The 24,009-nt window shown below is 57.6% G+C and carries 17 protein-coding genes and 4 pseudogenes; 15 read left to right on the forward strand and 6 right to left on the reverse strand.

Features of this window, described 5'->3' with window-relative positions; translation table 11 throughout:
- Positions 1-4: 4 nt before the first annotated feature.
- From B5E60_RS09195 to B5E60_RS09205, 3 genes are all read right to left on the reverse strand, one after another.
- Positions 5-1,186, reverse strand: a complete 1,182-nt coding sequence (locus tag B5E60_RS09195) for an AGE family epimerase/isomerase (RefSeq protein WP_087311214.1) — start codon at positions 1,184-1,186, stop codon at positions 5-7.
- 86 nt (positions 1,187-1,272) lie between these two features.
- Positions 1,273-3,381 (reverse strand): fimbrillin family protein, encoded by a 2,109-nt coding sequence (locus B5E60_RS09200; RefSeq protein ID WP_143260713.1) that lies wholly within the window; start codon positions 3,379-3,381, stop codon positions 1,273-1,275.
- Between the two features lie 38 nt (positions 3,382-3,419).
- Positions 3,420-4,337 carry a dihydrodipicolinate synthase family protein gene (locus tag B5E60_RS09205; RefSeq protein WP_087311239.1) on the reverse strand — a complete coding sequence of 306 codons (918 nt, stop codon included), beginning with the start codon at positions 4,335-4,337 and terminating at the stop codon, positions 3,420-3,422.
- 341 nt (positions 4,338-4,678) lie between these two features.
- On the opposite strand from B5E60_RS09205, the gene B5E60_RS09210 reads away from it, so the two are divergent.
- Entirely contained in the window at positions 4,679-5,926 is a 1,248-nt protein-coding gene (locus B5E60_RS09210; RefSeq protein WP_162611621.1) for an ROK family protein, read from the forward strand.
- 117 nt (positions 5,927-6,043) lie between these two features.
- Positions 6,044-6,649, forward strand: coding sequence for a DUF4251 domain-containing protein (locus B5E60_RS09215; protein ID WP_087311217.1), 606 nt, complete (start codon positions 6,044-6,046; stop codon positions 6,647-6,649).
- A 111-nt stretch (positions 6,650-6,760) separates the two neighbouring features.
- Here B5E60_RS09215 and B5E60_RS09220 read toward each other — a convergent pair.
- A pseudogene (locus tag B5E60_RS09220) lies at positions 6,761-8,961 on the reverse strand (DUF4838 domain-containing protein).
- A gap of 299 nt (positions 8,962-9,260) precedes the next feature.
- Between B5E60_RS09220 and B5E60_RS09225 the strand changes: the two are divergent.
- The 7 genes and pseudogenes from B5E60_RS09225 (at position 9,261) to B5E60_RS09255 (ending at position 15,897) form a co-directional block, all read left to right on the forward strand.
- Positions 9,261-9,893: a TetR/AcrR family transcriptional regulator gene (locus B5E60_RS09225; RefSeq protein WP_087311218.1), complete on the forward strand. Its 633-nt coding sequence runs from the start codon at positions 9,261-9,263 to the stop codon at positions 9,891-9,893.
- The gene (locus B5E60_RS09230) at positions 9,890-11,164 is read left to right on the forward strand and encodes a TolC family protein (protein WP_087311219.1); all 1,275 of its coding nucleotides are present in this window, start codon (positions 9,890-9,892) and stop codon (positions 11,162-11,164) included. Before B5E60_RS09225 ends, B5E60_RS09230 begins: the two co-directional genes overlap by 4 nt.
- A 4-nt stretch (positions 11,165-11,168) precedes the next feature.
- The gene (locus tag B5E60_RS09235) at positions 11,169-12,068 is read left to right on the forward strand and encodes an HlyD family secretion protein (protein ID WP_087311220.1); all 900 of its coding nucleotides are present in this window, start codon (positions 11,169-11,171) and stop codon (positions 12,066-12,068) included.
- Positions 12,055-12,954 (forward strand): ABC transporter ATP-binding protein, encoded by a 900-nt coding sequence (locus B5E60_RS09240; protein ID WP_087311221.1) that lies wholly within the window; start codon positions 12,055-12,057, stop codon positions 12,952-12,954. The genes B5E60_RS09235 and B5E60_RS09240 overlap by 14 nt, the downstream gene beginning before the upstream one ends.
- An 8-nt stretch (positions 12,955-12,962) precedes the next feature.
- A pseudogene (locus tag B5E60_RS09245) lies at positions 12,963-13,691 on the forward strand (ABC transporter ATP-binding protein); the annotation flags it as partial.
- A 3-nt stretch (positions 13,692-13,694) separates the two neighbouring features.
- Entirely contained in the window at positions 13,695-14,789 is a 1,095-nt protein-coding gene (locus tag B5E60_RS09250) for an ABC transporter permease (RefSeq protein WP_087311223.1), read from the forward strand.
- A gap of 4 nt (positions 14,790-14,793) precedes the next feature.
- A complete protein-coding gene (locus B5E60_RS09255) occupies positions 14,794-15,897 on the forward strand; it encodes an ABC transporter permease (protein ID WP_087311224.1) in 1,104 nt (367 codons plus the stop codon).
- Positions 15,898-16,534: 637 nt separating this feature from the next.
- On the opposite strand, the pseudogene B5E60_RS09265 reads toward B5E60_RS09255, so the two are convergent.
- Positions 16,535-16,672: pseudogene (locus B5E60_RS09265) on the reverse strand (ParA family protein); the annotation flags it as partial.
- A gap of 166 nt (positions 16,673-16,838) precedes the next feature.
- On the opposite strand from B5E60_RS09265, the gene B5E60_RS09270 reads away from it, so the two are divergent.
- The 3 genes from B5E60_RS09270 to B5E60_RS14265 all read left to right on the forward strand — a co-directional run bounded on the left by B5E60_RS09270 (position 16,839) and on the right by B5E60_RS14265 (position 18,365).
- A complete protein-coding gene (locus tag B5E60_RS09270; RefSeq protein WP_087311240.1) occupies positions 16,839-17,249 on the forward strand; it encodes a plasmid mobilization protein in 411 nt (136 codons plus the stop codon).
- 83 nt (positions 17,250-17,332) lie between these two features.
- Positions 17,333-17,917, forward strand: coding sequence for a relaxase/mobilization nuclease domain-containing protein (locus B5E60_RS14260; protein WP_239403300.1), 585 nt, complete (start codon positions 17,333-17,335; stop codon positions 17,915-17,917).
- A gap of 112 nt (positions 17,918-18,029) precedes the next feature.
- Positions 18,030-18,365 carry a hypothetical protein gene (locus tag B5E60_RS14265; RefSeq protein ID WP_239403303.1) on the forward strand — a complete coding sequence of 112 codons (336 nt, stop codon included), beginning with the start codon at positions 18,030-18,032 and terminating at the stop codon, positions 18,363-18,365.
- A gap of 19 nt (positions 18,366-18,384) precedes the next feature.
- Here the strand turns inward: B5E60_RS14265 and B5E60_RS14270 are convergent.
- Positions 18,385-18,781, reverse strand: a pseudogene (locus B5E60_RS14270) (FRG domain-containing protein); the annotation flags it as partial.
- Here B5E60_RS14270 and B5E60_RS09285 point away from each other — a divergent pair.
- The 3 genes from B5E60_RS09285 (at position 18,739) to B5E60_RS09295 (ending at position 24,003) form a co-directional block, all read left to right on the forward strand.
- Positions 18,739-19,446, forward strand: a complete 708-nt coding sequence (locus B5E60_RS09285) for a sigma-70 family RNA polymerase sigma factor (RefSeq protein WP_239403301.1) — start codon at positions 18,739-18,741, stop codon at positions 19,444-19,446. The pseudogene B5E60_RS14270 and the gene B5E60_RS09285 overlap by 43 nt on opposite strands.
- A gap of 88 nt (positions 19,447-19,534) precedes the next feature.
- Complete coding sequence (locus tag B5E60_RS09290; protein ID WP_087311226.1) at positions 19,535-20,476, forward strand: FecR family protein; 942 nt, start codon at positions 19,535-19,537, stop codon at positions 20,474-20,476.
- Between the two features lie 167 nt (positions 20,477-20,643).
- A complete protein-coding gene (locus B5E60_RS09295; RefSeq protein WP_087311242.1) occupies positions 20,644-24,003 on the forward strand; it encodes a SusC/RagA family TonB-linked outer membrane protein in 3,360 nt (1,119 codons plus the stop codon).
- Positions 24,004-24,009: the final 6 nt, after the last annotated feature.

The raw sequence follows: 24,009 nt of genomic DNA on the forward strand, positions 1-24,009 counted from the left end.
TAGGTTATTGGTTCAGAATTTCGTCACACAGGCCCGTTGCACGAAGCATCATGCGCGGAATATGGAACGGGCCCTTGAAAAGGTTCCCCTTGGCCGGCTGGGCGACGCTGCCGTCGCGGTGCAGGTAGCCGTACCACTCGCCGTACTCGGCATCCGGGAAAAAGCGATAGGCGTATTCGTGCGCCTTGCGGTGCATCTCCAGGTACTTTGCATCGCCCGTTGCCACGTAGGCATAGAGCCCGGCCAGGATCGTCTCGCACTGCGGCCACCAGAACTTCATATCCTGCGCGTAGTCCTGGGGCGGGAAGTTCCGGCAGTCCCGGAAGTTGATCATCCCGCCGTAGGGCTCGTCCCAGCCCCATTCCCAGGCCCAGTCGATGATCGTCGTGGCCATCTTCACCAGGCCGGCATCCCAGTTCCGGTGCCGCGCCACCTCGAGCAGAAACCAGCCCGTCTCCATACAGTGGCCGGGGTTGATCGTCCGCCCGGCGCAGGTATCAATGAATCCGCCGTCGGGAGCCACGCACTCCAGCAGGGTCTCGTATTCGGGGTGCATGAAGCAGCGCTGCAGCAGGTCGATCGACCGGTTGATCTGCTCTTCGAGGATCGGGTCGTCTGACACCTGCCCGACGATCATCGCCACGTTAATCAATATCATCGTAATGGAGTGTCCGATCGTCGGGACGAGCATTTTCGGAGGCAGGAAGCCCGGAGTCGAAAGCATCCGCTCGATGTTGCGGAACATCTCCAGCGCCTTGCCGGCCCAGTGCTCATCGCGGGCGGCTACGGCATATTCAGCCATAGCCATGGCCGCAAAGCACTCCGAAAAGACATAGCGGCGTTTCTGAACCGGCGTCCCTTCGGCCGTTACCGAGAAGAACATGTGTCCGTCGGTGTCGATACAGTGGCGCTCGATAAACTCCAGGGCGCTCTTCGAAGCCTCCAGCCACTCGGGATTTCCTCCGGCGCAGCGGTAGGCCAAAGCCGTCACATAGCCGAAACGGCCCTGAAACCAGACCGACTTGGTCGTATCCATCAACGTGCCGTCACGGTCGACGCAGGTATAGACTCCGCCGTTTTTCCGATCCAGTCCATAACGCATCCAGAAGGGGAGAATATCGTTCGTAAGGTCCTCCGCATAACGGGTGCGGCACTCCTGCAAAAATTGTCTTTCTTGATTGGTCATCTTTTTCTCTTGTGGGTTTTACGGATTCGCCCCGGTCCCTCCGGCACACCGTCCGGCATGCCGGGAGTGGGACGTACAGGTTTCGATCACTGAATTTTCATGCAACGAACACTGCCGCCGAAGTAGCGGGAGTTGCTGTCGTCGGGATTGACGTTCGCATAGTCGAAGTAGAACCGGTAGGACTTCGTCGTCGAGTTGGCGGGCATGCTCACCTGGTAGTGGCCGACATACTGTCCGGTACGGAACGGAACGATCGATCCCGAATTGAGATACATCATGCCGGCGCACGGATAGTAGGCCTGACCGCTCCCGTAGAGGAAGACATTGCCACCGGCCGCCTGAATCTCGGTCTGGGTCTTATACTGCGCATTCCAGTTGGCGGGCGCCTTCTTGGCATTCTTGCCGTCGACCGTAAAGGGCGTACCGACATAACGGTGCGGCACGCGGTATCCGGGCGGGCACGGATCGTAGATCGATTTCTGACCGATGTTTCCGACCTCCTCGCTGTAGGGGTTGCCCCACAGGTCGTCGCGGGTCGGCGAGGTCCAGTCGTTGTTGGCGCAGGTGAAGTTCATCGGGTAGCGGACGATCTCCTCGCCGGAGAGGGTCCGGCCGTTGATGTAGCGCCACGACGTGGCGGAGAGATCCGTCGACGTATTGTCGGGCTGGAGCACATTCCCCGCGGCATCGTAGGTCTTGCGCAGACGGGTAATGGCCAACGCGCCGGTTCCGCCGATATTCTCGTCGTCGATGTTCGGGAAGGGATCCTTGCGGCCCCACTGATAGAGCAGCCCGAGGGCGAGGTTGTCGTTGTTGACGCCCCACAGACCCGGCTTCAGCGCTCCGAGGTTGCGGTCCATGAGCACCGTCGTCCCCGCGGCCGCATAGGCCGGAAGCAGTTGGTAGGTCTGAACCGAGGCATCCAGATCGGCCGTCGTCACCCAGATGTGCCAGCTCCAGATGATGTTCCCCGAGGCATCGAGTGCCGCAATCACCGCATTGCCCTCCGTCGGGGTCTCGCCCTCGGCACCGTTGACCGTGAAGTAGATCTGCGTTCCGCGCAGCTTGACATCCGCCAGCAGATTCGGCGCCGTCTGCCAGAGCAGCTTGGCCGAGGCCGGCGACAGCGGAGTCGGGGTGATGCCGTCGGCAAGACCGGCACCGCCATAGTCCGACGTGGCGGGGATCGTTGCGCCATTGCCCATGACATCGGCCGGGAAGCGGTAGGTCTGACCGGCAAGACCCGCAATATAGCAATTGGCCGTCTCGCGCTTTCCGTCACCGTTGGGATCGCTCAGATCCACCGAGTTGTCCTCGGCCATCGCCTCATCGAACGTATCGACCGGAAGCGTCAGCGCCGTCAGCACCTCGGGAGCAATGCCTTCGGGCAGCGAAACCTCGCCCGTCAGCGTCATGCTCTGTTCGTCGGCGCGCGCCACCGTCACCACCGCCTTGCACTGCTGCGACACACCGGCCGACGGAGCGACAATGGCGTAGGCATGGAACGGCGTCTGCGACAAGGCGGCATCGGAGAGCCGGAGCAGAACCGTGGAACCGGCATCCTTGCCCAAGGCAAGCTCTCCGGTCGTCAGATCGAACGTATAAGAACCGGCCATCGCCACCTCGGAGAGGTTCTCCAGCTGGATCGACTCCAGATTCCAACCGGCCCATTTCGTCGTCTGCACCTGGAGATCGAGGTAGCCGAAGACGGACTTCAGGGCGACCGGCAGCGGATCCTCCGAAGGCTCCGCGGCCTCCACCCGGGCGTAGGCCAGTCCGAGCGAGGCCAGATGCGAAACGGTCTCTCCGTTCTGCTGTTGCGAGGAGCTTAGCGAACCCGACAGGCGGGTCGTCGTGTTCGATGCGTCGTAGGGCGAATAGAGCAGGAAGCTATACGACATCTGCTCCTTCCACGACTTGTGCGTGTAGAACAGGCCGCTCGACTCGCCGGCCGAGATGGCGGCGACGCCGATCGGTTCGTTGACCGATCCCGTCTGTTCGCAGAAGAGACCGATCTGACTCTCTTCCGTCCAAAGCGTAGCATTGTCGCCGGCCCACGTCGACGTACAACGGAAGGCAATGGTCTTTTCGGCCGGCTTCGAATAGTCGGGAGTCCCGTAACCGTCGTCACCGCACGACACCCCCAGACCCGTCAGGCAAAATGCGCCTATTGCACAAAGGAGTTGTTTTTTCATGATCTCTGTTTTAAGATTGTAGATTCAGGTGGTGCGCATCAGAAGCGGTTGCAACGCTCGAAAAAGCCAATCTGCTCCAGCTCCCGTTTCATGGAGGCCTCTTCGGCATCCGTCATGTTGCGGAACGGAACCCGGTTCTTGCCCAGATCCAGACCGATCAGTTTCATGATCCGCTTGCCGGCGACGATATTGCCGTGGTAGTTGCAGATCACGTTGATGACCGCCTGTGCGAAGTTCTGCTTTTCGCGGGCCGTCTCCAGATCCCCGCGATGCCAGGCATCGAGAATCCCGACCAGTTCGCGGCCGTTGTAGTTCGTCGTACCGCCGATGCCGCCCTCGGCTCCACCCTGCGCCAGGCTGGGAAGCAACGTCTCGTCCTGCCCGTGCAGCATGTCGTACTTCCCGTTGGCATAGAGCCGGCACTGGTTGTACTCATACAGACTCTCGAACGTGTACTTGATGCCGGCGAAGTTGTCAATCCGTCCGTCGACCGCCTTCAGCAGTTCGACCATCGGCAGATAGGCGCCGTTGAACGCCGGAATGTGATAATAGTAGAACGGCAGCGCAGGAGCCGCATGACAGATCGCCTCGCAATATTCAACCAACTCCTCGATCCGGCCGATCTTCGGGAAAGGAGGAGCCATCGAACCGACGGCCCAGGCTCCGATCTCGGCCGCATGGGCCGCGAGCTTCACGCTCTCGCGCAGGCAACAGCTTCCCACGTGCACGATCACCTTGAAGTCCGCTGGAACCGAGGCGATCCATTTTTCAGCCAGCTTCATGCGCTCGTCCGTCGTCAGCATGTAACCTTCGCCCGACGAGCCGTTGATAAATACACCTTTCAAACCGTTCTTGTGCAGCATAGCCGCATACTGAGGGATCGGTTCAAAATTCACGTCTCCGTTTTTGTCGAACGGAGTAAAGGGGGCGTCGATAAGCCCTTTGATCTTTTCCATCATATAATCTGGTGTTTTTGAATGTCTCTTCATACAAATCTATGGAATGTTTCAAATAACAAGAAATATTTTTTAATTAAAATGTATTAAAAAAATAACTTTTTTAATACAGTCGCAACAGAAGATCCACCAAATACATTCTTATAAATTTATCTACAATATTTTACACCAAATAATCACACAAATATGCCCCACATTCTCCAAAAATAATTAACAAGAAAAACAATTAAATATAGCCATATATTAGCACGTATGCGTAATATATGACACATTTATCCAAACAAAGAATTTGTATCCGAGCCAAAAAAATTGTATTTTTGTAACAGACAGAATCCATGGATATGACAAACAGACTCATCCTGCCAACTCCGGAAAAGAGCGTCGGCAACACGATCCGAAACAGCCTCATCCAGCAAATCATGCAGAACGGATCCTTCATCATCCCGGAAATTGCGGCTGCCACGGGATACAGCCTGACGACCGTCGCCAAATATGTCTCGGAGATGCTCGCCGAGGGCTTCATCACCGAGATCGACCGGGTCTGTCTGCACACCAAGGGACGTAAAACCGTCCGATACGGCATCCGTCCCGAAACATGCCCCTGCTTCATGGGGGTCGACATGCGGGCCTTCGAACTCAACATCGGGCTGATGGATTTCGTCGGACGCCCCATCCGCATCGAACACCATACGGATTTCCGGCTCGACAACACCCGAAAAAGCCTCGATACCGTCTGTCACCACATCCTGGATTTCGCCAACTCGCTCGACGGCATCGCCCCCGAGCGCATCGCCGGTGTCAACATCAATGTCCCGGGGCGCGTCAACAGCCGAAGCGGCACCAGCGCCACGACCTTCCATTTCGAAGAGACCGTCGACACGCCGCTGACCGACATTCTGAGCGAACGCCTCGGCATGCGGATCTTCATCGAGAACGACACCAAGGCCATGGCCTACGGCGCCTACGTTTCGGGATTCAAGCAGCAATACAAGAATCTGCTCTACGTCAACATCGGATGGGGGCTGGGACTGGGAATCATCATCGACGGAAAACTTTGCCACGGCAAGGACGGCTATTCGGGGGAGTTCGGCCACATCCACATGTACAACAACAACATCCTCTGCCATTGCGGCAAGACCGGATGTATCGAAACCGAAGTCTCCGGACGAGCCATCCAGCGCAAACTCATCGAACGGATTCAGTCCGGCGACGCCTCACTGCTCGCCCCGAAGGTCCGCGCCGGCGAGACCATCACCACCTCCGACATCATCGACGCCGTCGAGCGCGAAGATCCGCTCTGCATCGAGCTTATCATGCAGACCGGATCCGAACTGGGCCACCACATCGCCGGACTGATCAACCTGTTCAATCCGGAGATCATCGTCATCGGCGGCAACCTGGCCCAGGCCGAAGCCTGCTACTTCCTGCAACCCATCGAACTGGCGGTCCGGAAGTACTCGCTCAAGCTCATGAGCCAGAATGTCCCGATCGTCACCCACCCCAGCGGATCGGATGCCGCCGTTCTGGGCGCCTGTCTGATCGCCCGCAGCCGCGTCTCGGAATCCGAAACCGCAGGAATCCCGGCATAAAACGGCACACAGCACGAAATTTCTTCCGTTTGGCACACGTTTGGGTGGGCCCGATACGTTATATGATTGCCGGTTCAACAAGAGCCGGCAATCATCATTCTCAGAAACAAGGCGAATATGAACAAGCTGTTTTTGATTTTGGCCGCCGTACTGCTGATGCAGACGACCGCCGAGGCGCAGACCGAACGCCGGATCTACACCCAAGCCGAACAGGCCGCCATGCAGAACCGGTCCGAAGAGTCCGCGGCTCAGGAGAAGGCTCTCGAAAAAGAGCTGCAACGGATGCAGGACTCCATCGACTACGTACAGGCCGTACGAGCGCTGGAGAAACTCGATTTCGTCGTGGAGGCCGACAAGCTCGTCTTCCGGCACGGAGAGTCCGCTTTCGTGAATTCAACAACCAATTTCGTCTCGCTGAAAGACGATCAGGCCGTCGTCCAGATTGCTCCGTTCAACGGAGGCGGGCCCAACGGGGTCGGCGGCATCACCCTCAAAGGCACCGCTTCGGACATCCGGGTCAAAACCGACCGCAAGGGGAATACCTTTTTCACGATGAACGTCATGGGGGCCGCCCTGTCAGCCTATGTGACCTTCACGCTGCCCAAAGGCACCAACTACACCTCCGTGACGGTGGAACCTACCTTCAACGGGAATCGGATCACCTTCTACGGCAAACTCCTGCCGGCAAAACACGCCAGGACGTTCGAGGGACGAAGCCTCTGACCAACGCTCAGAGCTCCGCACCGTCCGCCGAAGGGAACGACATGCTGCACTCCGTTAAAAAGGGGGCGATTCCTTGGAATCGCCCCCTTTTCCGGTTGAAGCCGCACCGCATCACCTCACGCTCACCTCGTCGAGGAAGAACCACGAGGGATGACCCACGCCGTAGTGCCACGACGGACAGTTCTTCGTACCGATGATGTCGATACGCACATACCGTGCCCGACGGGGAGTGTCGCTGCGGAAGGAGGCCTGTACGAACTTGACCTGCGGGGAACGGTCCTCGGCAAAATGCTGCTCGCCGAAGGGCTCATAGGCGGCATTGTCGCACGAAAGCGAGCAGGCGACCCGCTCGGGAAGCAGAATCCAGGCCCCCAGCTGATGCAGGAAATCGCACTCGACAAGCGACACCTCCCGCTCCTGGCCAAGGTCGATGATGAAGCTGCCGTCGCGGCCCTCCCAGCCGACCCAGCTCTCCACGTAGGTCGTGCCGCCGAACAGCCCGTCGGTCAGGGCCGTCTCGCCCAGCTTCGCATAGCGGGGCGACGGAGCCTCGATCCAGGTAACCTTTGCACCGCGAGCCAGATCGGGCTTCAGATTCTTGTCGGGCATGTAACGCACCCGATAGAGCTGGCAATACTCTTCGGGGGTATTGCGGCGCTCGTTGAGTATCGGAATGGCGAAATGGCGGCAGCGCTCCCCGAAGAGTTCCAGCCGGGCCATCGTCGCCTCGGAATCCTTCACCCCTTCCGCACGGTCGATCTCCAGTTCGGAATACTGCAGCGGAAGCCGCGAAAGGCGTACGCGGTCGAGCAGCACCGAATCGTCGGCCACGGCCGCCTCGGCCTGGTCGAAAAGTTCGTTGTAGCGTTTGCGGCACTTGGCATTGAGCATGCCGTCCTTGTGCGTAACCGGCGAATCGTAGATCCAGAGCTCCCTGTTGCTGGCGAGCAGCCCGCCTTCGAGCAGCTTCTCGTACTGATAGACGTAGGGGGCCGCCGCACCGTAGTAGCCCCGCATGAAGGAGCGCATGAGCGAGTCGCTGTCCTGATCGGGATTCCACATCAACTTGCTCACCATGTAGGCCCGCATCTCGGGGAAACAGCTGCCCCGTTCACCGCCGATCTGCGAGAAGTGCATCGTGACGTGGTTCTTTCGAAACAACTGGATGTTCTTCTGCAGGATCGGGAAGTTGGGGAACGGCGAGAGCATGTTGTCGAAGTTGATGCCGTAGTCCCAGACGAAGAGGTTGTCGCTGATGGCCGACCACCCCTCCAGCGCCTGCACGAAATCGCGTCCCGAAGCGTTGTCCGTCAGCGGAACCTCCCGTTTGCAGTCGATGTCGCAGAGCATGATGTTGACATTCGGGCGCGGCTTGACGTGCTTGGGCGGATGCATTGTATAGAGGTAGGCCAGCGTCGAGAACTCCTTGTCGGGGAAACGGTCGGCCAGGCGGTTCAGGAAATGGATCAGACTCCCCGACGGCCCCCCTCGCGCTCGTCGAGAGCCCGGCACCGAGGGCACGTGCAGTTGGTGAAGTTGCCGTCGTTCTGGCTCACCGAGATCGTGTTCATCCCGGGATTGGCCCGGAAGATGGAGTCGATCTTCGTGCAGACCACCTCGAAGAGTTCGGGATTGGTCAGGCACCACTGGCTCGCCTTGCCCGGACGCCGCTGTCCGTTGATGAAGGCGTAGTATTCGGGATGGCTCTTTCCGTAGACGTCCGACGGCAGAATGCGGTCGAAGGTATGGACCCAGTAGCCTCCGGCAAAGGTCTCCTCGGGCTCCTCGAAGCGGAACCAGTCGCGGTAGAAGGGCTCCTTCATCGCATAGCACTGACTCTGCCGGAACCGGAAGGCCGGATTCTCGGCATGGTTCATCTCGGGAATCGTCACCTGCGCACGCTCGGTCAGCCGATAGGCGTTGTTCCCGTAGTAGGCCACGCCGAGGTACTGTTCCAGAAGGGTCACAACACCGTAAATCGTTCCTTTGCCCCCTCCGCCGGAGATCAGCAGCCGGCCGTTGTCGGTTCTCAGGCGGAATCCGTCCTCGGTCAGTCCGCGGCTCTCCCCGGCGTCGATGACAATATCTCCGCGACGGGGTTTCTCCCCGTTCGCCACCACAGGCAGCTGCGCCCCGCTGATGCGTCCGACAAACTCCCGCAGCAGCGCGGCAGCCCGCATGTCCACCGAATCGGCCGGATCGGCGACAATCCGCGCGACGGCCTTTCCATGCTTCACGACCTGTACCTGAGCAGCCGCCGGGAGGGTGACAGCCGCCAGGCACAAGGCATACAACCAGTTTTGAATCTTCATATCTCGCAGTTTTTGGGTTCCGGGTTTGCGTTCCGACAAGCGATTTCCGTATGGCAAGTTAACACATTGTCCGATGAAATCACAAAACGGGAACTTTTTTACGATAAGCCCCCGTCTTGCCGCATTCCCGGGACTGCCACCCATCGCCACCAAGCGGAGCCGCTCTTCTGGAACGAAATCCGCGTCAGATCCATCCTGCGAAAATTTTCGCCCCCCACATGTTGCATGATTGATTTTTTTCGTACATTTGCATTAACAATTTTGTTAAACCACATTGTTAGTACAGATCCAAAAAGATCATGGACAAGAAGGAAAAACCGTCCACGGAACAGTTGATCCTTGAGGCGGCCGAAGAGGAGTTTCTCCTAAAAGGATTTGACGGAGCCCGCACGACGGCCATAGCCGAGCGGGCGGGCGTGACGCATGCCATGCTGCACTACTACTTCCGCACCAAGGAGCAGCTCTTCGAGCGGATCGTCGCCAAGATTACGGCACTTGTCGCACAGACGATCTTCGCGGCCATGGGAGATCCGCAGCGACCGATCGTCGAGCGCATCCGGTCGGGCATCGCATCGCACTTCGACCTGGTTGCGGCCCATCCGCTGCTGCCGCGCTTCTTTCTGAACGAGGTAGTGATGCGCCCCGAACGTTACCACCTGCTCGACGACTCGCTGAAGGAGCGGATCCCGACGCTCTTCCTGCGATTGCAGGCGGAGGCGGATCGGGCGGCCGAAGCCGGCGAGATGGAGGCCGTCGACATGCGCCAGCTCTTCATCAGCATCGTGTCGCTCAACGTCTTTCCGTTTCTGGCCCTTCCGTTTGCGGGGCTGTTGCTGGGAGAGCTGGCCGGCGACCGCGAAAAGTTTCTGGCCGCGCGCAAGGCCGAAGCCATCGAAACCATCCTGCGAAGAATTCAAAAACCGAAACCATGAAGAGAATAGTCCTGATTCTGCTGGCCGCAGCCTCGATGACGACACTCCGCGGGCAGACGCTCGACGAGTGCCGCCGCCTGGCACGGGAACACTATCCCGAAATCCGGCAATACGACCTGATCACGCAGAGCGAACAATACGACCTGTCGAACGCCGCCCGGGCGTGGATTCCGCAGGTCTCGCTCTCGGGGCAGGCATCGTGGCAAAACGCAACGTCGACGTTCCCCGGAGCATTGGGCGAGATACTCGCCTCACGGGGTATGCAGATGGAGGGGATCCGCCGCGAGCAGTACCGGGCGGCGATCGACGTCTCGCAGACGATCTGGGACGGCGGCCACTCCCGGGCCGCGAAAGAGATGGCGCAGGCCGAGGCTGCGGAGATGCGCCGGCAAACGGAGGTGGATCTGTATGCCCTGCAATCGAGAGTCGACGACCTCTACTTCGGGATTCTCCTGCTGGACGAACGCCGAACGCAGACCGCGGCACAAATCAACCTACTGGAGAGCAATCTCGCACGCATGAGGAGCTGCATTGCAAACGGTCTGGCCACGCGGTCGGACGCCGACGCCGTCGAAGCGGAGCTGCTGACCGTCCACCAGACGCTGGAACAGATCGAGGCATCCCGTGCCAGTTACCGCCGGATGCTGGAGATCTTCATCGGGCAGCCACTCACGACGGAGGGGTTGGAGCGCCCGGTCGAACCCACACTCGGCGATGGGTCGCCGCATTCCGAGCTGGCGCTGCTTGAGGCCCGGGCCCAAAGGATCAACGTTCGACACAAAGCGCTCAACAGCGCACTGATGCCTCACTTCAGCGCCTTCGCACAAGGCTATTTCGGATATCCGGGTCTGGACATGTTCCAAAGCATGATGTCGACGGACGGAACGCTCAACGCGCTGGTGGGAGTGCGCATGTCGTGGAATATCGGGGCCTTCTACACCCGCCGCAACGATCTCGGGAAGCTCCGCACGGCCCGGCAGCAGATCGGCATCCAGCGCGACATCTTCGACTTCAACACCCGTCTGCAGACGACCCGCGAGGAGGGTGAAATCGCCCGTCTGCGCAAGGCCGTAGACTCCGACACCCGGATTGTCGAACTGCGCCGTGCGGTGCGCATGGCGGCCGAATCGCAGCTGGAGAACGGTGTGATCAACACCACCGACCTGCTGCGCAAGATCACCGACGAAACCTCGGCCACGCTGAACCGCAGCACCCATGAAATAGAGCTTCTGCAGGCGCTCTACCAACTGAAACACGCATTAAACCGATAAACCCATGAAACGTATTGTCTGTATGGCCGCGGCGGCTCTTGCGGTGTCGTGCGGCGCAGAGGCGGAGTTCGATGCGCAGGGGAGCTTCGAGGCAACCGAGGTCGTCGTTTCGGCCGAGGCCGCGGGACGCATCCTGTGGTTCGACGCCGAGGAGGGAACGGCCGTCGAACCCGGCGTGACGATCGGCCAGATCGACACCCTGCAGCTCGATCTGCAACGGCGGCAACTCGAAGCACAGCAGGCGGCGCTGCTCGCAAGCCGGCCCGACATCCGGGCTCAGGCCGCCGCCCTGCGCGAACAGATCGCCAAACAGGAACAGGAGCTCGCCCGGGTGCAGAACCTGCTGCGCGACGGGGCGGCCACCACCAAACAGCGGGATGACATCGAGGCGCAGATCCGGATTCTGCAAAGCCAGCTGTCGGCAACCCTCTCGTCGCTGGACAAGAGCACCGTCACGATCGACGGCAACGCCGCAGTCGTCGAGGCGCAGATCGCCGCGCTGGATGACCGGATCGCCCGGTGCCGCATCGCGCCGCCCGTCGCGGGCGTCGTGCTGGCGAAGTATGCCGAAGCGGGCGAACTGGCCGCCGTGGGCAAACCCCTGCTGAAGGTGGCCGATCTGGAGCATCTCTATCTGCGGGCCTACTTCACCTCGGAGCAGCTCGCCGCGATCCGCATCGGGGATCGGGTGACGGTGACGGCCGACTTCGGCGGCGATCAGCGCTACGACTACGAGGGGCGCATCGCATGGATCTCACCCGAGAGTGAATTTACCCCCAAGACGATCCAGACCCGAAATTCGCGGGCCAACCTGGTCTATGCCGCAAAGATCGCCGTGCGCAACGACGGACGGCTGAAGATCGGCCTGGCGGGCGAAATACGGCTGCACGATGGAAGCCATTGAGGTCAAGGGGCTGTCGAAGCGGTTCGGCGCGGTGCAGGCGCTCGATGCGGTGACCTTCTCCGTCCACCGGGGCGAGCTGTTCGGACTGATCGGGCCCGACGGTGCCGGAAAGACCACGCTCTTCCGGCTGCTCGCGACACTGCTCGCCCCCGACGGCGGTGAGGCCCGGGTCGGCGGCTGCGACATCGTGCGGGATTACCGTGCAATCCGCTCGCGCGTGGGATACATGCCCGGACGCTTCTCGCTCTACGGCGATCTGACGGTCGAGGAGAACCTCCGCTTCTTCGCCGCGCTGTTCGGCGTCGAGGTCGAAGCCTCGTACGACCTCATCGCACCCGTCTACCGGCAGATCGAGCCCTTCCGCCGGCGCCGGGCCGCGAAACTCTCGGGCGGCATGAAGCAGAAGCTGGCCCTGTCGTGCGCCCTGATCCACCGGCCGGAGATCCTCTTCCTCGACGAACCCACGACGGGCGTCGATGCCGTCTCGCGCAGCGAATTCTGGGAGATGCTCGACGGCCTCAGGCAGCGGGGGATGACCATCCTCGTCTCGACGCCCTACATGGACGAAGCCGCGCGCTGCGACCGCATCGCCCTCTGCAACGAAGGGCGTCTGCTCGGTATCGACACCCCCGAGGCGTTGGTCCGGCGCTTCGAGGGACGGCTCTATGCCATCCGGGCCGACGCGATGTTCGCGCTGCTCGGCGCCGCCCGCCGCATCCAGGGGGTCGAAGCGTGCTATCCCTTCGGCGAGATGCACCACCTGGTGGCCGGAGCGGATTTCAACGTACAGCGCTTTACCGAGCAGCTGGGCCCGATGTCCGGACTGCACATCCAGCCCGCGGAGGCTGCGATCGAAGATGTATTTATCCAATGGATGAAACGATGAACGACACCGTCATATCGGTCCACGAACTGACCAAACGCTTCGGCGACTTCACGGCTGTCGACCGGATCTCGTTCGAGGTCTCACGCGGGGAGATCTTCGGATTCCTCGGGGCCAACGGCGCCGGAAAGACCACCGCCATGCGCATGTTGTGCGGGTTGAGCCGCCCGACCTCGGGCAGCGGCCGCGTCGCGGGATGCGACATCGTGCGCCGGAGCGAGCAGATCAAGCACCATATCGGCTACATGAGCCAGCGCTTCTCGCTCTACGACGACCTCACCGTACGGGAGAACATCCGCCTCTTTGCCGGCATCTACGGACTCTCGCGCCGTGAGACCGGCGTGCGGAGCGACGACCTGCTCCGCCGGCTCAACCTCGCCCCGGAGGGCAATACGCCGGTCGGGGCGCTGCCCCTGGGCTGGAAACAGAAGCTGGCCTTTGCCATCGCCACACTCCACCGGCCCGAGGTGGTCTTTCTCGACGAGCCGACGGGTGGCGTAGATCCCCTTACGCGCCGCCAGTTCTGGGAGATGATCTACGAGGCGGCGGCCGGCGGTACGACCCTCTTCGTCACGACCCACTACATGGACGAGGCGGAGTACTGCTCGCGGGTCTCGATCATGGTCGACGGACGCATCCGTGCGCTCGACACCCCCTCCCGTCTGAAACAACAATTCGCCGCCCGCTCGATGGACGAGCTCTTCCGGCTCCTGGCACGCGGCGCCCAACGAAGCGAATAGCCCATGAAAAGCAATTTCACAGCCTTTGTCCGCAAGGAGACCCTCCACATCCTGCGCGACCGGCGCACGATGCTCATCGTGCTGCTCATCCCGGTGGTGCTGATGGTGCTGTTCGGCTTCGCCATCTCGACCGAGGTGAACGAGGTGCGCATTGCGGTCGTCGCAACGGACCGGACCGACGGCGTGCGCGAAGCCGTCGAGCGGATCGCCCGCAACGACAGCTTTACGTTCTGCGGCTACATCACGCAGGAGCGCATCGATCCGATGCTGCGCACGGGCCGTGCCGATGCCGTTGCGGTCTTCGCCCCGGACTACGACCGCCGCCGGCTGCAGGCTGCCGCCGGCACACCGCAACAACCCCTTATCCAGCTGATCCTCGACGCTTCGAACGTCAATACGGCCGGCACGGCCGCCGCCTGGCTGCAGGGAGTGCTGCTCGGCGAGGCCTCGCCGCAGACGCTCTTCGAAACCCGCATGCTGTTCAATCCCCGGATGAAGAGCGCCTTCAACTTCGTCCCGGGTATCATGGGACTGATCTTCATTCTGGTCTGCGCCATGATGACCTCGGTCTCGATCGTGCGCGAAAAGGAGTCGGGAACGATGGAGGTGCTGCTCGTCTCACCGGTGAGGCCGTTCCGGATCATTCTGGCCAAGATGATCCCCTACTTCGCCGTCTCGTGCATCGTGCTGGTCCTGATTCTGCTGCTGGCCCGCTTCCTGCTGGGTGTACCGATGAGCGGCGGCGTGGCGGGCATCTTCGCCCTGTCGTTGCTCTACCTGATGCTCTCGCTGGGACTGGGACTGCTGGTCTCGACCCTCGCCCGGACGCAGGTCGCCGCACTGCTCATCTCGGCAATGGTCATGCTGCTGCCCATTCTGATGCTCTCGGGGATGATCTTCCCGATCGAGAATCTGCCGCGTTTCTTCCGGTGGGTATCGGCCGTCGTGCCGGCCCGCTGGTACATCGACGCCATGCGGCGGATGATGATCCAGGGTGCCTCGATGGCCGACGTATGGGTGGACGGCGCCGTGCTGCTCGCAATGACCGGGCTGCTGCTCGGCGTATCGTTCCGCAAGTTCAACGACAAACTCGAATAACTCAATGAGAGCCTTTTTCGTCCTGTTGCAGAAGGAGTTCCTGCAGATCCGGCGCAACCGGTTCCTGCCGCGGCTGATCGTTGTCTTCCCCATCATGGTGATGCTGGTGTTGCCGCTGGTGATGACGATGGATGTCCGCCACGTCCGGGTTGCCGTCGTGGACCTGGACCGCTCGTCGACTTCGCAACGGCTGATTTCGCACCTCGGGGCAACGACCTATTTCTCACTGGCAAACCGCTGCGCGCAATACAACGAGGCCCTGCATCTGCTGGAACACGGAGATGCGGACGTCATTCTGCAGATTCCGCGGGAGTTCGAGCACGGCTGGATGGCCGAATCGCCGGACCGGATTCAGATTACGGCCAACGGGGTCAATGCAACCAAAGGGGCACTCGCCATGCAGTACCTGCTGCAGTCCGTCGCCCGCACGCTGGGTGAAATCCGTGCCGAACAGAGTCCGGCTCCGACTTCGGAGTTGATTACGGTTCAGAACCGCTTCAACCCGACACTCGACTACCGTCACTACATGATTCCGGCACTGATGATCATGCTGTTTATCCTCATCTGCGGTTTTCTGCCGGCACTGAGTATTGTCGGCGAGAAGGAACGCGGCACGATCGAACAAATCAACGTCACCCCCGTCGGCCGGTTGACCTTCACCCTTTCGAAACTGATCCCCTACTGGCTCATCGGCCTCTTTGTGCTGACGGCAGCCTTGGCAGTGGCCCGGCTGGTCTACGGACTTGCGCCGGCAGGCCCGGTCGGGGCGGTCTACCTCGGGGCGATGCTCTTCATACTGACCATTTCGGGATTCAGTCTGACCGTGGCGAACTTCTCGCAAACCATGCAGCAGACCATGTTCGTCATGTTCTTCTTCATCATGATCTTCGTACTGATGAGCGGACTGCTGACACCGATCGCCTCCATGCCGGAGTGGGCGCAGCGGATCACCTACGTACTGCCACCCCGGTATTTCGTCGAGATTCTGCGGGCGGTCTATCTGAAGGGGACAACCGTTCTGGAATTGGGGACTTCATACATCGCCCTCGGCCTTTTCGCCCTGCTGTTCAATGGCCTGGCCGCAGTCACCTACCATAAGCGGCAATAGGTGCAGGTCCGGGCCTAAGCCACATTCCATCAAGCAGCAAAAGGAGACATCCCGATCCATTCTTACGGACAGTATGGCGCAAAAAGCACGCCCGACAAAAGGGCAACGATGCTACGAAGCAAATGATGCAGATCAGCGAAATAGAGCCAAATCGTGACCTGTTTTCGGTCCGGGCAAAACCGGTCACGATTAAGGCGTGAAATACTTGCTGCCTTTTGCTTTCTTTCGGGGTTTCTTTCCGGCCCCCTCTGGCCCCCTCTGGAGCGGGAAACGGGACTCGTACTCGCGCTGCGCACGAGTGATTCCGCGAATTTTGGCAGACACCCCCGACCCCTGGGAGGAGTGCTTTGAGGTCACATGTGCCGAGTCCCTCATGCACCGGCATACAAAACAAAAGGGAGAGCCTCTGAAAGGCTCTCCCTTTTGTTTTGGAGCGGAAAACGGGATTCGAACCTAAAATTATTTGCCTCTATATATCAATGTACTGTAGCTGATTCTTCGTTGTCGGGTCACTGATTTGTTAGGGCCATTTTACGTTCCAATACTTTCCCTTGCTACAAAGCAAAGATACGTTATATGTTTCTCATCTCAAAATAAGATCCAATAAATTTGATATCCGATTCTTGGGTAGGATTAGGGGATAGTCGCAGTCGACAACCAGCACGTCCCGCTGCAAGGTATAGTGGAGATGGCTGGCAAGCAGAACGGTGAAGGTTGATTTTCCGACGCCGCCTTTTTGATTGCATACGGCAATGCTTACAGGTGTGTTTTCCATAATTTGTTCCTTCTGTAAGGCGCGATTTAACAGGTTTGTTCAAGAGTGCGTTCACGCACGGACTCCCGAGTTCGTGAATTCAGGAATAGGGCCCGGCACGAACAAAGGGAAGCATCTCATCGTGAAGGAACAGACGACGGAAACTGTTCCCCAAATCTTCCATCGAATGACCCGTCAGCGAAAATGCAACACACAATCCCCAACTCCGAGTTACAAATACTCGTTCCGACTCAACGAGGAGCAGGAGATCCGCTTCCGGCAGCTGCTTGCAGCCGCCGGATTGGAACACAACTACAGCCGGTTTATTGTCAAACGACTCTTTGCCGAGCGTTTCGAGGTCATCCGCCGTGACCCTTCAAAGGTCGAGTTTCTGACACGTCTCAATGACCTTTACTTCCAGTTCCAGCGCGTCGGGAACAACTACAATCAGGTGGTTCGGGCCATCAACAGCCACTTCTCCAATGTCTCGATTCCTCGCCAGATCGCTGCGTTGGAACAGCATACCCGTGAACTGAAAGCGTTGAGTATAGAGATTCTGAATCTTACCAAACAGGCCGAAGGATGGTTGCGAATATAAGGACGGGCGCGACCGTCGGCGGAGCCATCCACTACAACGAGGAGAAAGTCAACCGTGGGGCCGAGGTGCTCTTCTGAAATCGGATGCTCGATCCGTTCGATACCGCAGGCCGCATGAGCCACGAACGGTTCATGGCCAGCTTCGAACCCTTCCTGCAAGCCAACCGGCGAACGACCAACACGGTTTTTCATGTCTCGCTGAACCCCTCGCCCGAGGACCGTCTGACCGATGAGCAACTGGGCGAGATCGCCCGCGAATATATGGAGCGGATGGGCTACGGTGAGCAGCCCTACATCGTATTCAAACATCGGGATATTGCCCGCGAACACCTGCATATCGTGTCGCTTCGTATCGACAGAGAGGGGCGGAAACTGCCTCATGACTTCGAGGCCCGACGTTCCGTAGAGATTACGCGGGACCTCGAACAAAAATACGGGCTACACCCGAGTATCAAAGGCCAGGAACTGCAGAACCGGGAGGAATTGCGCAAGGTGGATTATCAGAAGGGAGACGTCAAGCAGCAGGTCTCCTCCACCGTAAGGTCGTGTCTGCGGCATTACCGGTGCGCCTCTTTTGGCGAGTGGCGGACGCTGCTCGAAGCCTTTAATGTTTCGGCCGAGGAGCGAACCGGAACCATTGATGGACGTGATTATGCCGGAATGATCTAAAATAGGGAAAGACGTAGATTATAAAGCCCTTCAGAAATACTATGCAGCATCAAAAGACAGACTAAAAGAGAAAGGCTCGTTCGACCGGTTACGGCAAACAGTCAAAGACGCCATGAACCCGCACAATACACGGGACGAGTTCCGGCGACTGCTCAAGGCGGATAATATCGACGCGATTTTCCGCATCAACCCGGTCGGCAGAATCTATGGTGTGACTTTCATTGACCATAACTACGGCATCGTTGCCAACGGGGCGCTGCCGGGTAAGGAGTTTTCGGCCAATGTCTTCAACGAATTGTATCCGGCTCCGAAAGAGAAGCGGCAACCGCACCGGGACCGAGAACTGTTGCACGAGCGCCAGCAAAGCCATTCGACAAATCCCGTTTCGGGGATCGTAGATGTGGTATTGGATTTGGCAGATACGCAAATATTACAAAACAATCATTAATCAGATCTTCGACAGCCGTCTGTTCCTGAACTTTATTGATGATGTTCATTTTATAGCCGAAGTCGAGTGAGGCCGGGATGCTTTTGTTACCATCGATGCCATAAAGACAAAACGCCCCTGACGGCCGGATTATACGAGAGTCGATCACATTCTGAAAATGCGGTTTTTCGGACTTTATTTCATGCAGAAGGTATTGAATTTCCTCTTGAGAGTTGAACTCCGTACTGTCCGGTTCTTTCAAATCTTCAATGCTGAAATCTATTGGGTGTTTGGCAATATTGGCAACAACGCTTACAGCATTTGAAATCCGTTGGGCTTTGGGCGATAATATCCCGGAATATTTTATTTTCATTCCGGATCAAGACTTCTTTCCTTGATAAGTATTGCCGGTCGTTGTGACATTGTGAAAAAATATATTTTTCAGCCACATTATTGGTGGAAAATGGTATCTTTGCGCTTGATCAAGCAAGAACCGACCATGAACCTAATGCCCGAAACGTCTGTACCACCTGGATTTGCGGAGGTGTACGCCAAGTACCGGACCTATTTCATTCGGATTGCGATGTCGTATGTTCGCGACCGGATGACTGCCGAGGATCTGGTGACTGATTCGTTTTTAAAGGTCATGGAGAATCAAAGAGAGGAGGATTTTGTCCCCCGCAATTTGGCTGCCTACTTGCTGACGGTTGTCAAACACAAATGCTTGGCTTGGCTCCGAGACAGAAATGCCCGTCTCAAGATTCTTCAGAATCAGCATTCGATCGAGCAACGTGTTGTCAACGAGCGTATCTCCCGGCTCGAGGCCAATGATCCGCAGAATCTGATGATGGCTGAAGCTCTTGCCATCATTGAGCAGGAATTGCGACGGATGCCTGAACGGCGGCGTAAAATCTTCATAGCGCATCGCTATGAAGAGATGTCCTACCGTGAAATCGCTGCTATCTATAAACTTTCAGAGGGTCAGGTGACCTATGAGCTCCGCGCAGCGAAGGAATCCCTTCGTGTCGCCCTCAAGGATTATTTGCCGTTCATTGGCATCCTGCTGCTGAGCCTCAGTGAGGAGGGAAATTCCGTATTTTGAATTATTAAAAATATTTATTTGCCGATTTTTGCAATTTTTTTCGCAGAAATCGGCTCTTCACGCATCTATTAAATTGTAAAAAGAAAAAATGGAAAAGGAAACATTATATCGTTACGTGTCGTGTCAGTTGTCTCCCGAAGAGGAAGAATCTGTTCTGGAGTGGTTGAGCGCTGATCCGGCCCATGAATTCGAGTTGGCGGAGGTTCAGCGGCAACATGATCTGGTGGCCTTGAGCGCCCCGGTCATCAATGAAATATATACTAAAGACCATACCCGTCATTTTGGTTCGACAGTACGTCGCTGGAGTTCAATAGCGGCAGTAGTAGCTCTTTTTGTCTTTGGAATCCACTATTTCCGGGTCGCGCAGCGGATTTTGTGGGAAAGCGAACAGTTGCAGACAGTAACTGTTCCTTACGGGCAACGGGTCAATTTGATCCTGCAGGACGGGACTTCGGTGTGGCTCAATGCCGGAAGCACACTTCGCTATCCCGCACTTTTTACCGGAGAAAAACGCCGCGTTGTAGTTGAGGGCGAAGCCATGTTCGAAGTGGCACACAATGCCGAATGTCCGTTTGTTGTCGAAACCTATGCCTGCGATGTCGAAGTATTGGGAACGAAATTCAACGTCTCGGCCGACGAAGCGGACGGGACGTTCACGACGGCGTTGTTCGAAGGATCTGTTGTTGTATCCAGCAGACTCGATCCCAACGAACGAATGGTGTTGAAACCCAACGACATGGTAGCGCTGGTAAACAACCACCTGCAAGTTGGACAGATTCGGGATGAAGCCGATTATCAGTGGATGAATGGTATCATCAGCCTGACTGACCAAACATTTTCCGAATTGATGCACCGTTTCGAAAAAGTTTTCGGGGTGACTATCCGAATCGAACGCGAACCCTCAATCCGGATTGGACAAGGAAATATCAGACAGTCGGTAGGAATCGACAATGCCCTGCAAATCCTGCAGCAGTTTGCCGATTTTGAATACGAGAAGGATGATCAGAACAACACAATCACAATCCGATAATACAATCAATTATGAACCAAAAAACGACCGGCCTATGATGCATTGCGAAGAGTATTGAAAATCAAAAAAACTTGTAGACGTCTCAAAAAAAGCCCGCAAGGATGCTGGTACATCTTGCAGGCCGAGGCTTAAGCAAATCTCCCTACTTAAACCTAATGTACAAATTTATGAATAAAATATTTATCAGGCAAGCCTTGAGGTCATTCACTTTCTTGACAGTACTTGGCCTCTTTGCTTTCTGGTCACTGCGGGCTGAGGCTCAAAACCGGAATCTGCCCGAAGTTACAATTCGGATGAATCAGGTTCCCATGTCCGAAGTCATGTCCGAAATCGAACGGCAGACCAAATACCTCTTTATCTCGAGTTCAGACGTCGAAACCAACCGCATTGTGAGTCTCGATGTCACTGCGGTTCCGCTGACGGACGCCCTTAAGCAGATGATTGCAGGAACAAACTTGACGTATGATATTCGGTCGTTGAGCATCATTCTTTCCGTAAAAAAAGCTGAACAATCCGTAACCGTCTCGGGACAGATCTGCGATGTCGGCGGATTGCCGATTATCGGAGCCACAGTACTCATCCATGGAACCTCCACCGGAGTCACGACCGATGCCGAAGGCCGCTTCACGCTCACGGTGGACACTCCATCAACCGCCTCGCTCGACATCAGTTATTTGGGATATGAATCACAGTCGCTCGCTGTCGGAAGCAGGACTACGTTCGATATTGTCCTGCGCGAAGCTGCATCGGAGATCGAATCGGTTGTCGTGACGGCTCTGGGAATCAAGCGGTCGGAGAAGGCTCTGTCGTATAACGTGCAGCAGGTGAACTCCGAGGATATTATCGGCAATAAGGATGCCAACTTCATTAATTCGCTCAACGGCAAGGTGGCCGGTGTGAACATTAACGCCTCGTCGTCCGGCGTCGGCGGTGCGTCAAAAGTGGTAATGCGAGGCAGCAAGGCCATCAGTCAATCCTCGAATGCCCTTTATGTCATCGACGGTATTCCGATGTTCAATCTTGGTAGCGAAGGCGGCACTGAGTTCGACTCGCGAGGTACGACGGAGGCCATCGCCGACATCAACCCCGAAGATATCGAGTCGATTTCGGTGCTGACGGGTGCAGCCGCAGCTGCGCTCTACGGAAACAATGCAGCCAACGGAGCTATCGTCATTACCACAAAGAAGGGTAAAGCCGGAGCGTTGAGTGTCACCGTATCGCAGAATACGGAATTTCTGCGTCCGTTCCGCATGCCCGAGTTCCAGAACCGATACGGCACAGGCAGCCTTGCCTCTTCCGCCTCGTCGGTGGACAAGAGCTGGGGAAAACCTCTGAATCCGGTTACAATGCAGGGATACAACCCTGCCGACGATTTCTTGCAGACGGGGGTTGTGACAACCGAGACGGTTGCACTCTCCACGGGTACGGACCGGAATCAGACCTACATCTCTGCCTCGGCAGTCAATTCGAAGGGTATGGTGCCCAATAACGATTACGATCGCTACAACTTTACGTTCCGCAATACAACGTCGTTCCTGAAAGATCGCATGACGCTCGATGTCGGTGCCAGCTACATCAAGCAGAACGACATGAACATGGTGAATCAAGGAACCTACTCGAATCCCCTCGTGACCGCCTACCTTTTCCCCCGTGGAAATGACTGGAAGGACATCCAGATGTTTGAGCGCTGGGATTCCGACCGCAAGCTTGCTACGCAATACTGGCCTGATCAGATGTTTTCGGCCTTGACCGGACAGAACCCCTATTGGATTGCTTATCGCAATTTACGGGAGAACAACAAGGACCGTTATATGTTGAATGCGAATCTGAATTATCAGATTCTCGACTGGCTTTCGGTATCGGGCCGTGTGCGGGTCGACAACTCGAACAACGAATACACCAAGAAGCTCTATGCCACGTCGAACCCGACGCTGACCAACGAAAGCTCGGACGCCCTGTCGAAGGGTTCGTTCATGCTGGAGCGCACGCTCGACAAGCAGACCTATGCCGACCTGCTGGTGAACATCAACAAGACCTTCGGCGAGAACTGGTCGCTGCAGGCCAACATCGGTACCTCGTACTCGGACATGCAGCAGAGCCTCTTCAGCAACGAAGGCCCGATCCTCTCGACGGGCATCGCCAACGTCTTCAACGTCATGCAGCTCGACAACACGAAGACCAAGCGCATCCAGTCGAGCTACCACGACCAGACGCAGTCGGTCTTCGCTTCGGTCGAGGCCGGCTTCAAGAACACCTACTTCCTGACGCTCACCGGACGTAACGACTGGCCCTCGCAGCTGGCCGGCAACTACTCGGTCAAGAAGTCGTTCTTCTACCCCTCGATCGGCGCCTCGGTGGTCCTCTCCGAAGCCCTTCCGATGCCGAAGTGGATCGGTTACCTGAAGGTTCGCGGATCGTTCGCCTCGGTCGGTCTTCCGATCCCGCGCTTCCTGGCCCAGCAGACCTACGAGTGGGACAACTCCACGCAGCAGTGGTCGTCGAAGACCCACTACCCGATGGGCGACCTGAAGCCCGAACGTACGGATTCGTGGGAGGTAGGTCTGACGGCGCGCCTGCTCAAGCACTTCAACGTCGACCTGAGCCTCTATACGGCCAAGACCTACAACCAGACCTTCGACCCGGGCATCTCGCCCTCGTCGGGCTACTCGACGATGTACATCCAGACGGGTTCGGTGCGCAACAAGGGTATCGAGCTGTCGGCCGGCTACTCGAACGAGTGGGGCAAGTTCGGATGGTCGTCGAACTTCACCTTCTCGGCCAACCGAAACGAGATCCTGAAGCTAATGGAGGATTACGTGATCCCGATCACCAACGAGCCGATGACGCTCGACCGTCTGGATATCGGCGGGCTGGGCTACGCCCGCTTCCTGCTCAAGAAGGGCGGATCGCTGGGTGACCTCTACTCGACGGCCGACCTGCGCCGCGACAGCCGGGGCAATATCTACGTGGATGCCGATGGCAAGGTGGTCAGCAACACGACCGATGTCAACGACATCAAACTGGGATCGGTCTTCCCGAAGGCCAACCTGGCCTGGCGCAACGACTTCCACTACGGCCAGCTGAACTTCGGCTTCATGCTCTCGGCCCGACTGGGCGGCATCGTCTACTCGGCCACGCAGGCCTACATGGACTACTACGGCGTATCGGAGGCCTCGGCCGCCGCTCGCGATTTTGGCGGTGTATTGGTCAACGGCGATCTGATCGATGCTGAAAACTGGTATTCGGTAGTGGCCGGACAAGGCGGCCTGCCTCAATACTACACCTACTCGGCAACGAATTTCCGCCTGCAGGAAGTGTCGATCGGGTACACCATTCCGAAAGAGAAGTTTTGGAATATCGCCGAGGTCTCGGTTTCGCTCGTTGGTCGCAATCTTTGGATGATCTACTGCGAAGCACCGTTCGATCCCGAATCGGTAGCTACCACGGGCAACTACTACCAGGGCATTGATAACTTTATGATGCCGGGTACGCGAAACTTGGGTTTCAATGTCAGACTTAAATTCTAACAAGGA

The organism is Alistipes sp. An116, from assembly GCF_002161005.1.
Classification (GTDB): Bacteria; Bacteroidota; Bacteroidia; order Bacteroidales; family Rikenellaceae; genus Alistipes; species Alistipes megaguti.

Excerpts from the sequence above, each read along its gene's own strand:
- B5E60_RS09235 (WP_087311220.1), top strand. The coding sequence starts at position 11,169 with ATGAAACGTATTGTCTGTATGGCCGCGGCGGCTCTTGCGGTGTCGTGC.
- B5E60_RS09240 (WP_087311221.1), top strand. The coding sequence starts at position 12,055 with ATGGAAGCCATTGAGGTCAAGGGGCTGTCGAAGCGGTTCGGCGCGGTG.
- B5E60_RS09215 (WP_087311217.1), top strand. The coding sequence starts at position 6,044 with ATGAACAAGCTGTTTTTGATTTTGGCCGCCGTACTGCTGATGCAGACG.
- B5E60_RS09255 (WP_087311224.1), top strand. The coding sequence starts at position 14,794 with ATGAGAGCCTTTTTCGTCCTGTTGCAGAAGGAGTTCCTGCAGATCCGG.
- B5E60_RS14265 (WP_239403303.1), top strand. The coding sequence starts at position 18,030 with ATGAACCCGCACAATACACGGGACGAGTTCCGGCGACTGCTCAAGGCG.
- B5E60_RS09270 (WP_087311240.1), top strand. The coding sequence starts at position 16,839 with ATGACCCGTCAGCGAAAATGCAACACACAATCCCCAACTCCGAGTTAC.
- B5E60_RS09230 (WP_087311219.1), top strand. The coding sequence starts at position 9,890 with ATGAAGAGAATAGTCCTGATTCTGCTGGCCGCAGCCTCGATGACGACA.
- B5E60_RS09200 (WP_143260713.1), bottom strand. The coding sequence starts at position 3,381 with ATGAAAAAACAACTCCTTTGTGCAATAGGCGCATTTTGCCTGACGGGT.
- B5E60_RS14260 (WP_239403300.1), top strand. The coding sequence starts at position 17,333 with ATGCTCGATCCGTTCGATACCGCAGGCCGCATGAGCCACGAACGGTTC.
- B5E60_RS09210 (WP_162611621.1), top strand. The coding sequence starts at position 4,679 with ATGACAAACAGACTCATCCTGCCAACTCCGGAAAAGAGCGTCGGCAAC.
- B5E60_RS09205 (WP_087311239.1), bottom strand. The coding sequence starts at position 4,337 with ATGGAAAAGATCAAAGGGCTTATCGACGCCCCCTTTACTCCGTTCGAC.
- B5E60_RS09195 (WP_087311214.1), bottom strand. The coding sequence starts at position 1,186 with ATGACCAATCAAGAAAGACAATTTTTGCAGGAGTGCCGCACCCGTTAT.
- B5E60_RS09225 (WP_087311218.1), top strand. The coding sequence starts at position 9,261 with ATGGACAAGAAGGAAAAACCGTCCACGGAACAGTTGATCCTTGAGGCG.
- B5E60_RS09250 (WP_087311223.1), top strand. The coding sequence starts at position 13,695 with ATGAAAAGCAATTTCACAGCCTTTGTCCGCAAGGAGACCCTCCACATC.
- B5E60_RS09295 (WP_087311242.1), top strand. The coding sequence starts at position 20,644 with ATGAATAAAATATTTATCAGGCAAGCCTTGAGGTCATTCACTTTCTTG.
- B5E60_RS09290 (WP_087311226.1), top strand. The coding sequence starts at position 19,535 with ATGGAAAAGGAAACATTATATCGTTACGTGTCGTGTCAGTTGTCTCCC.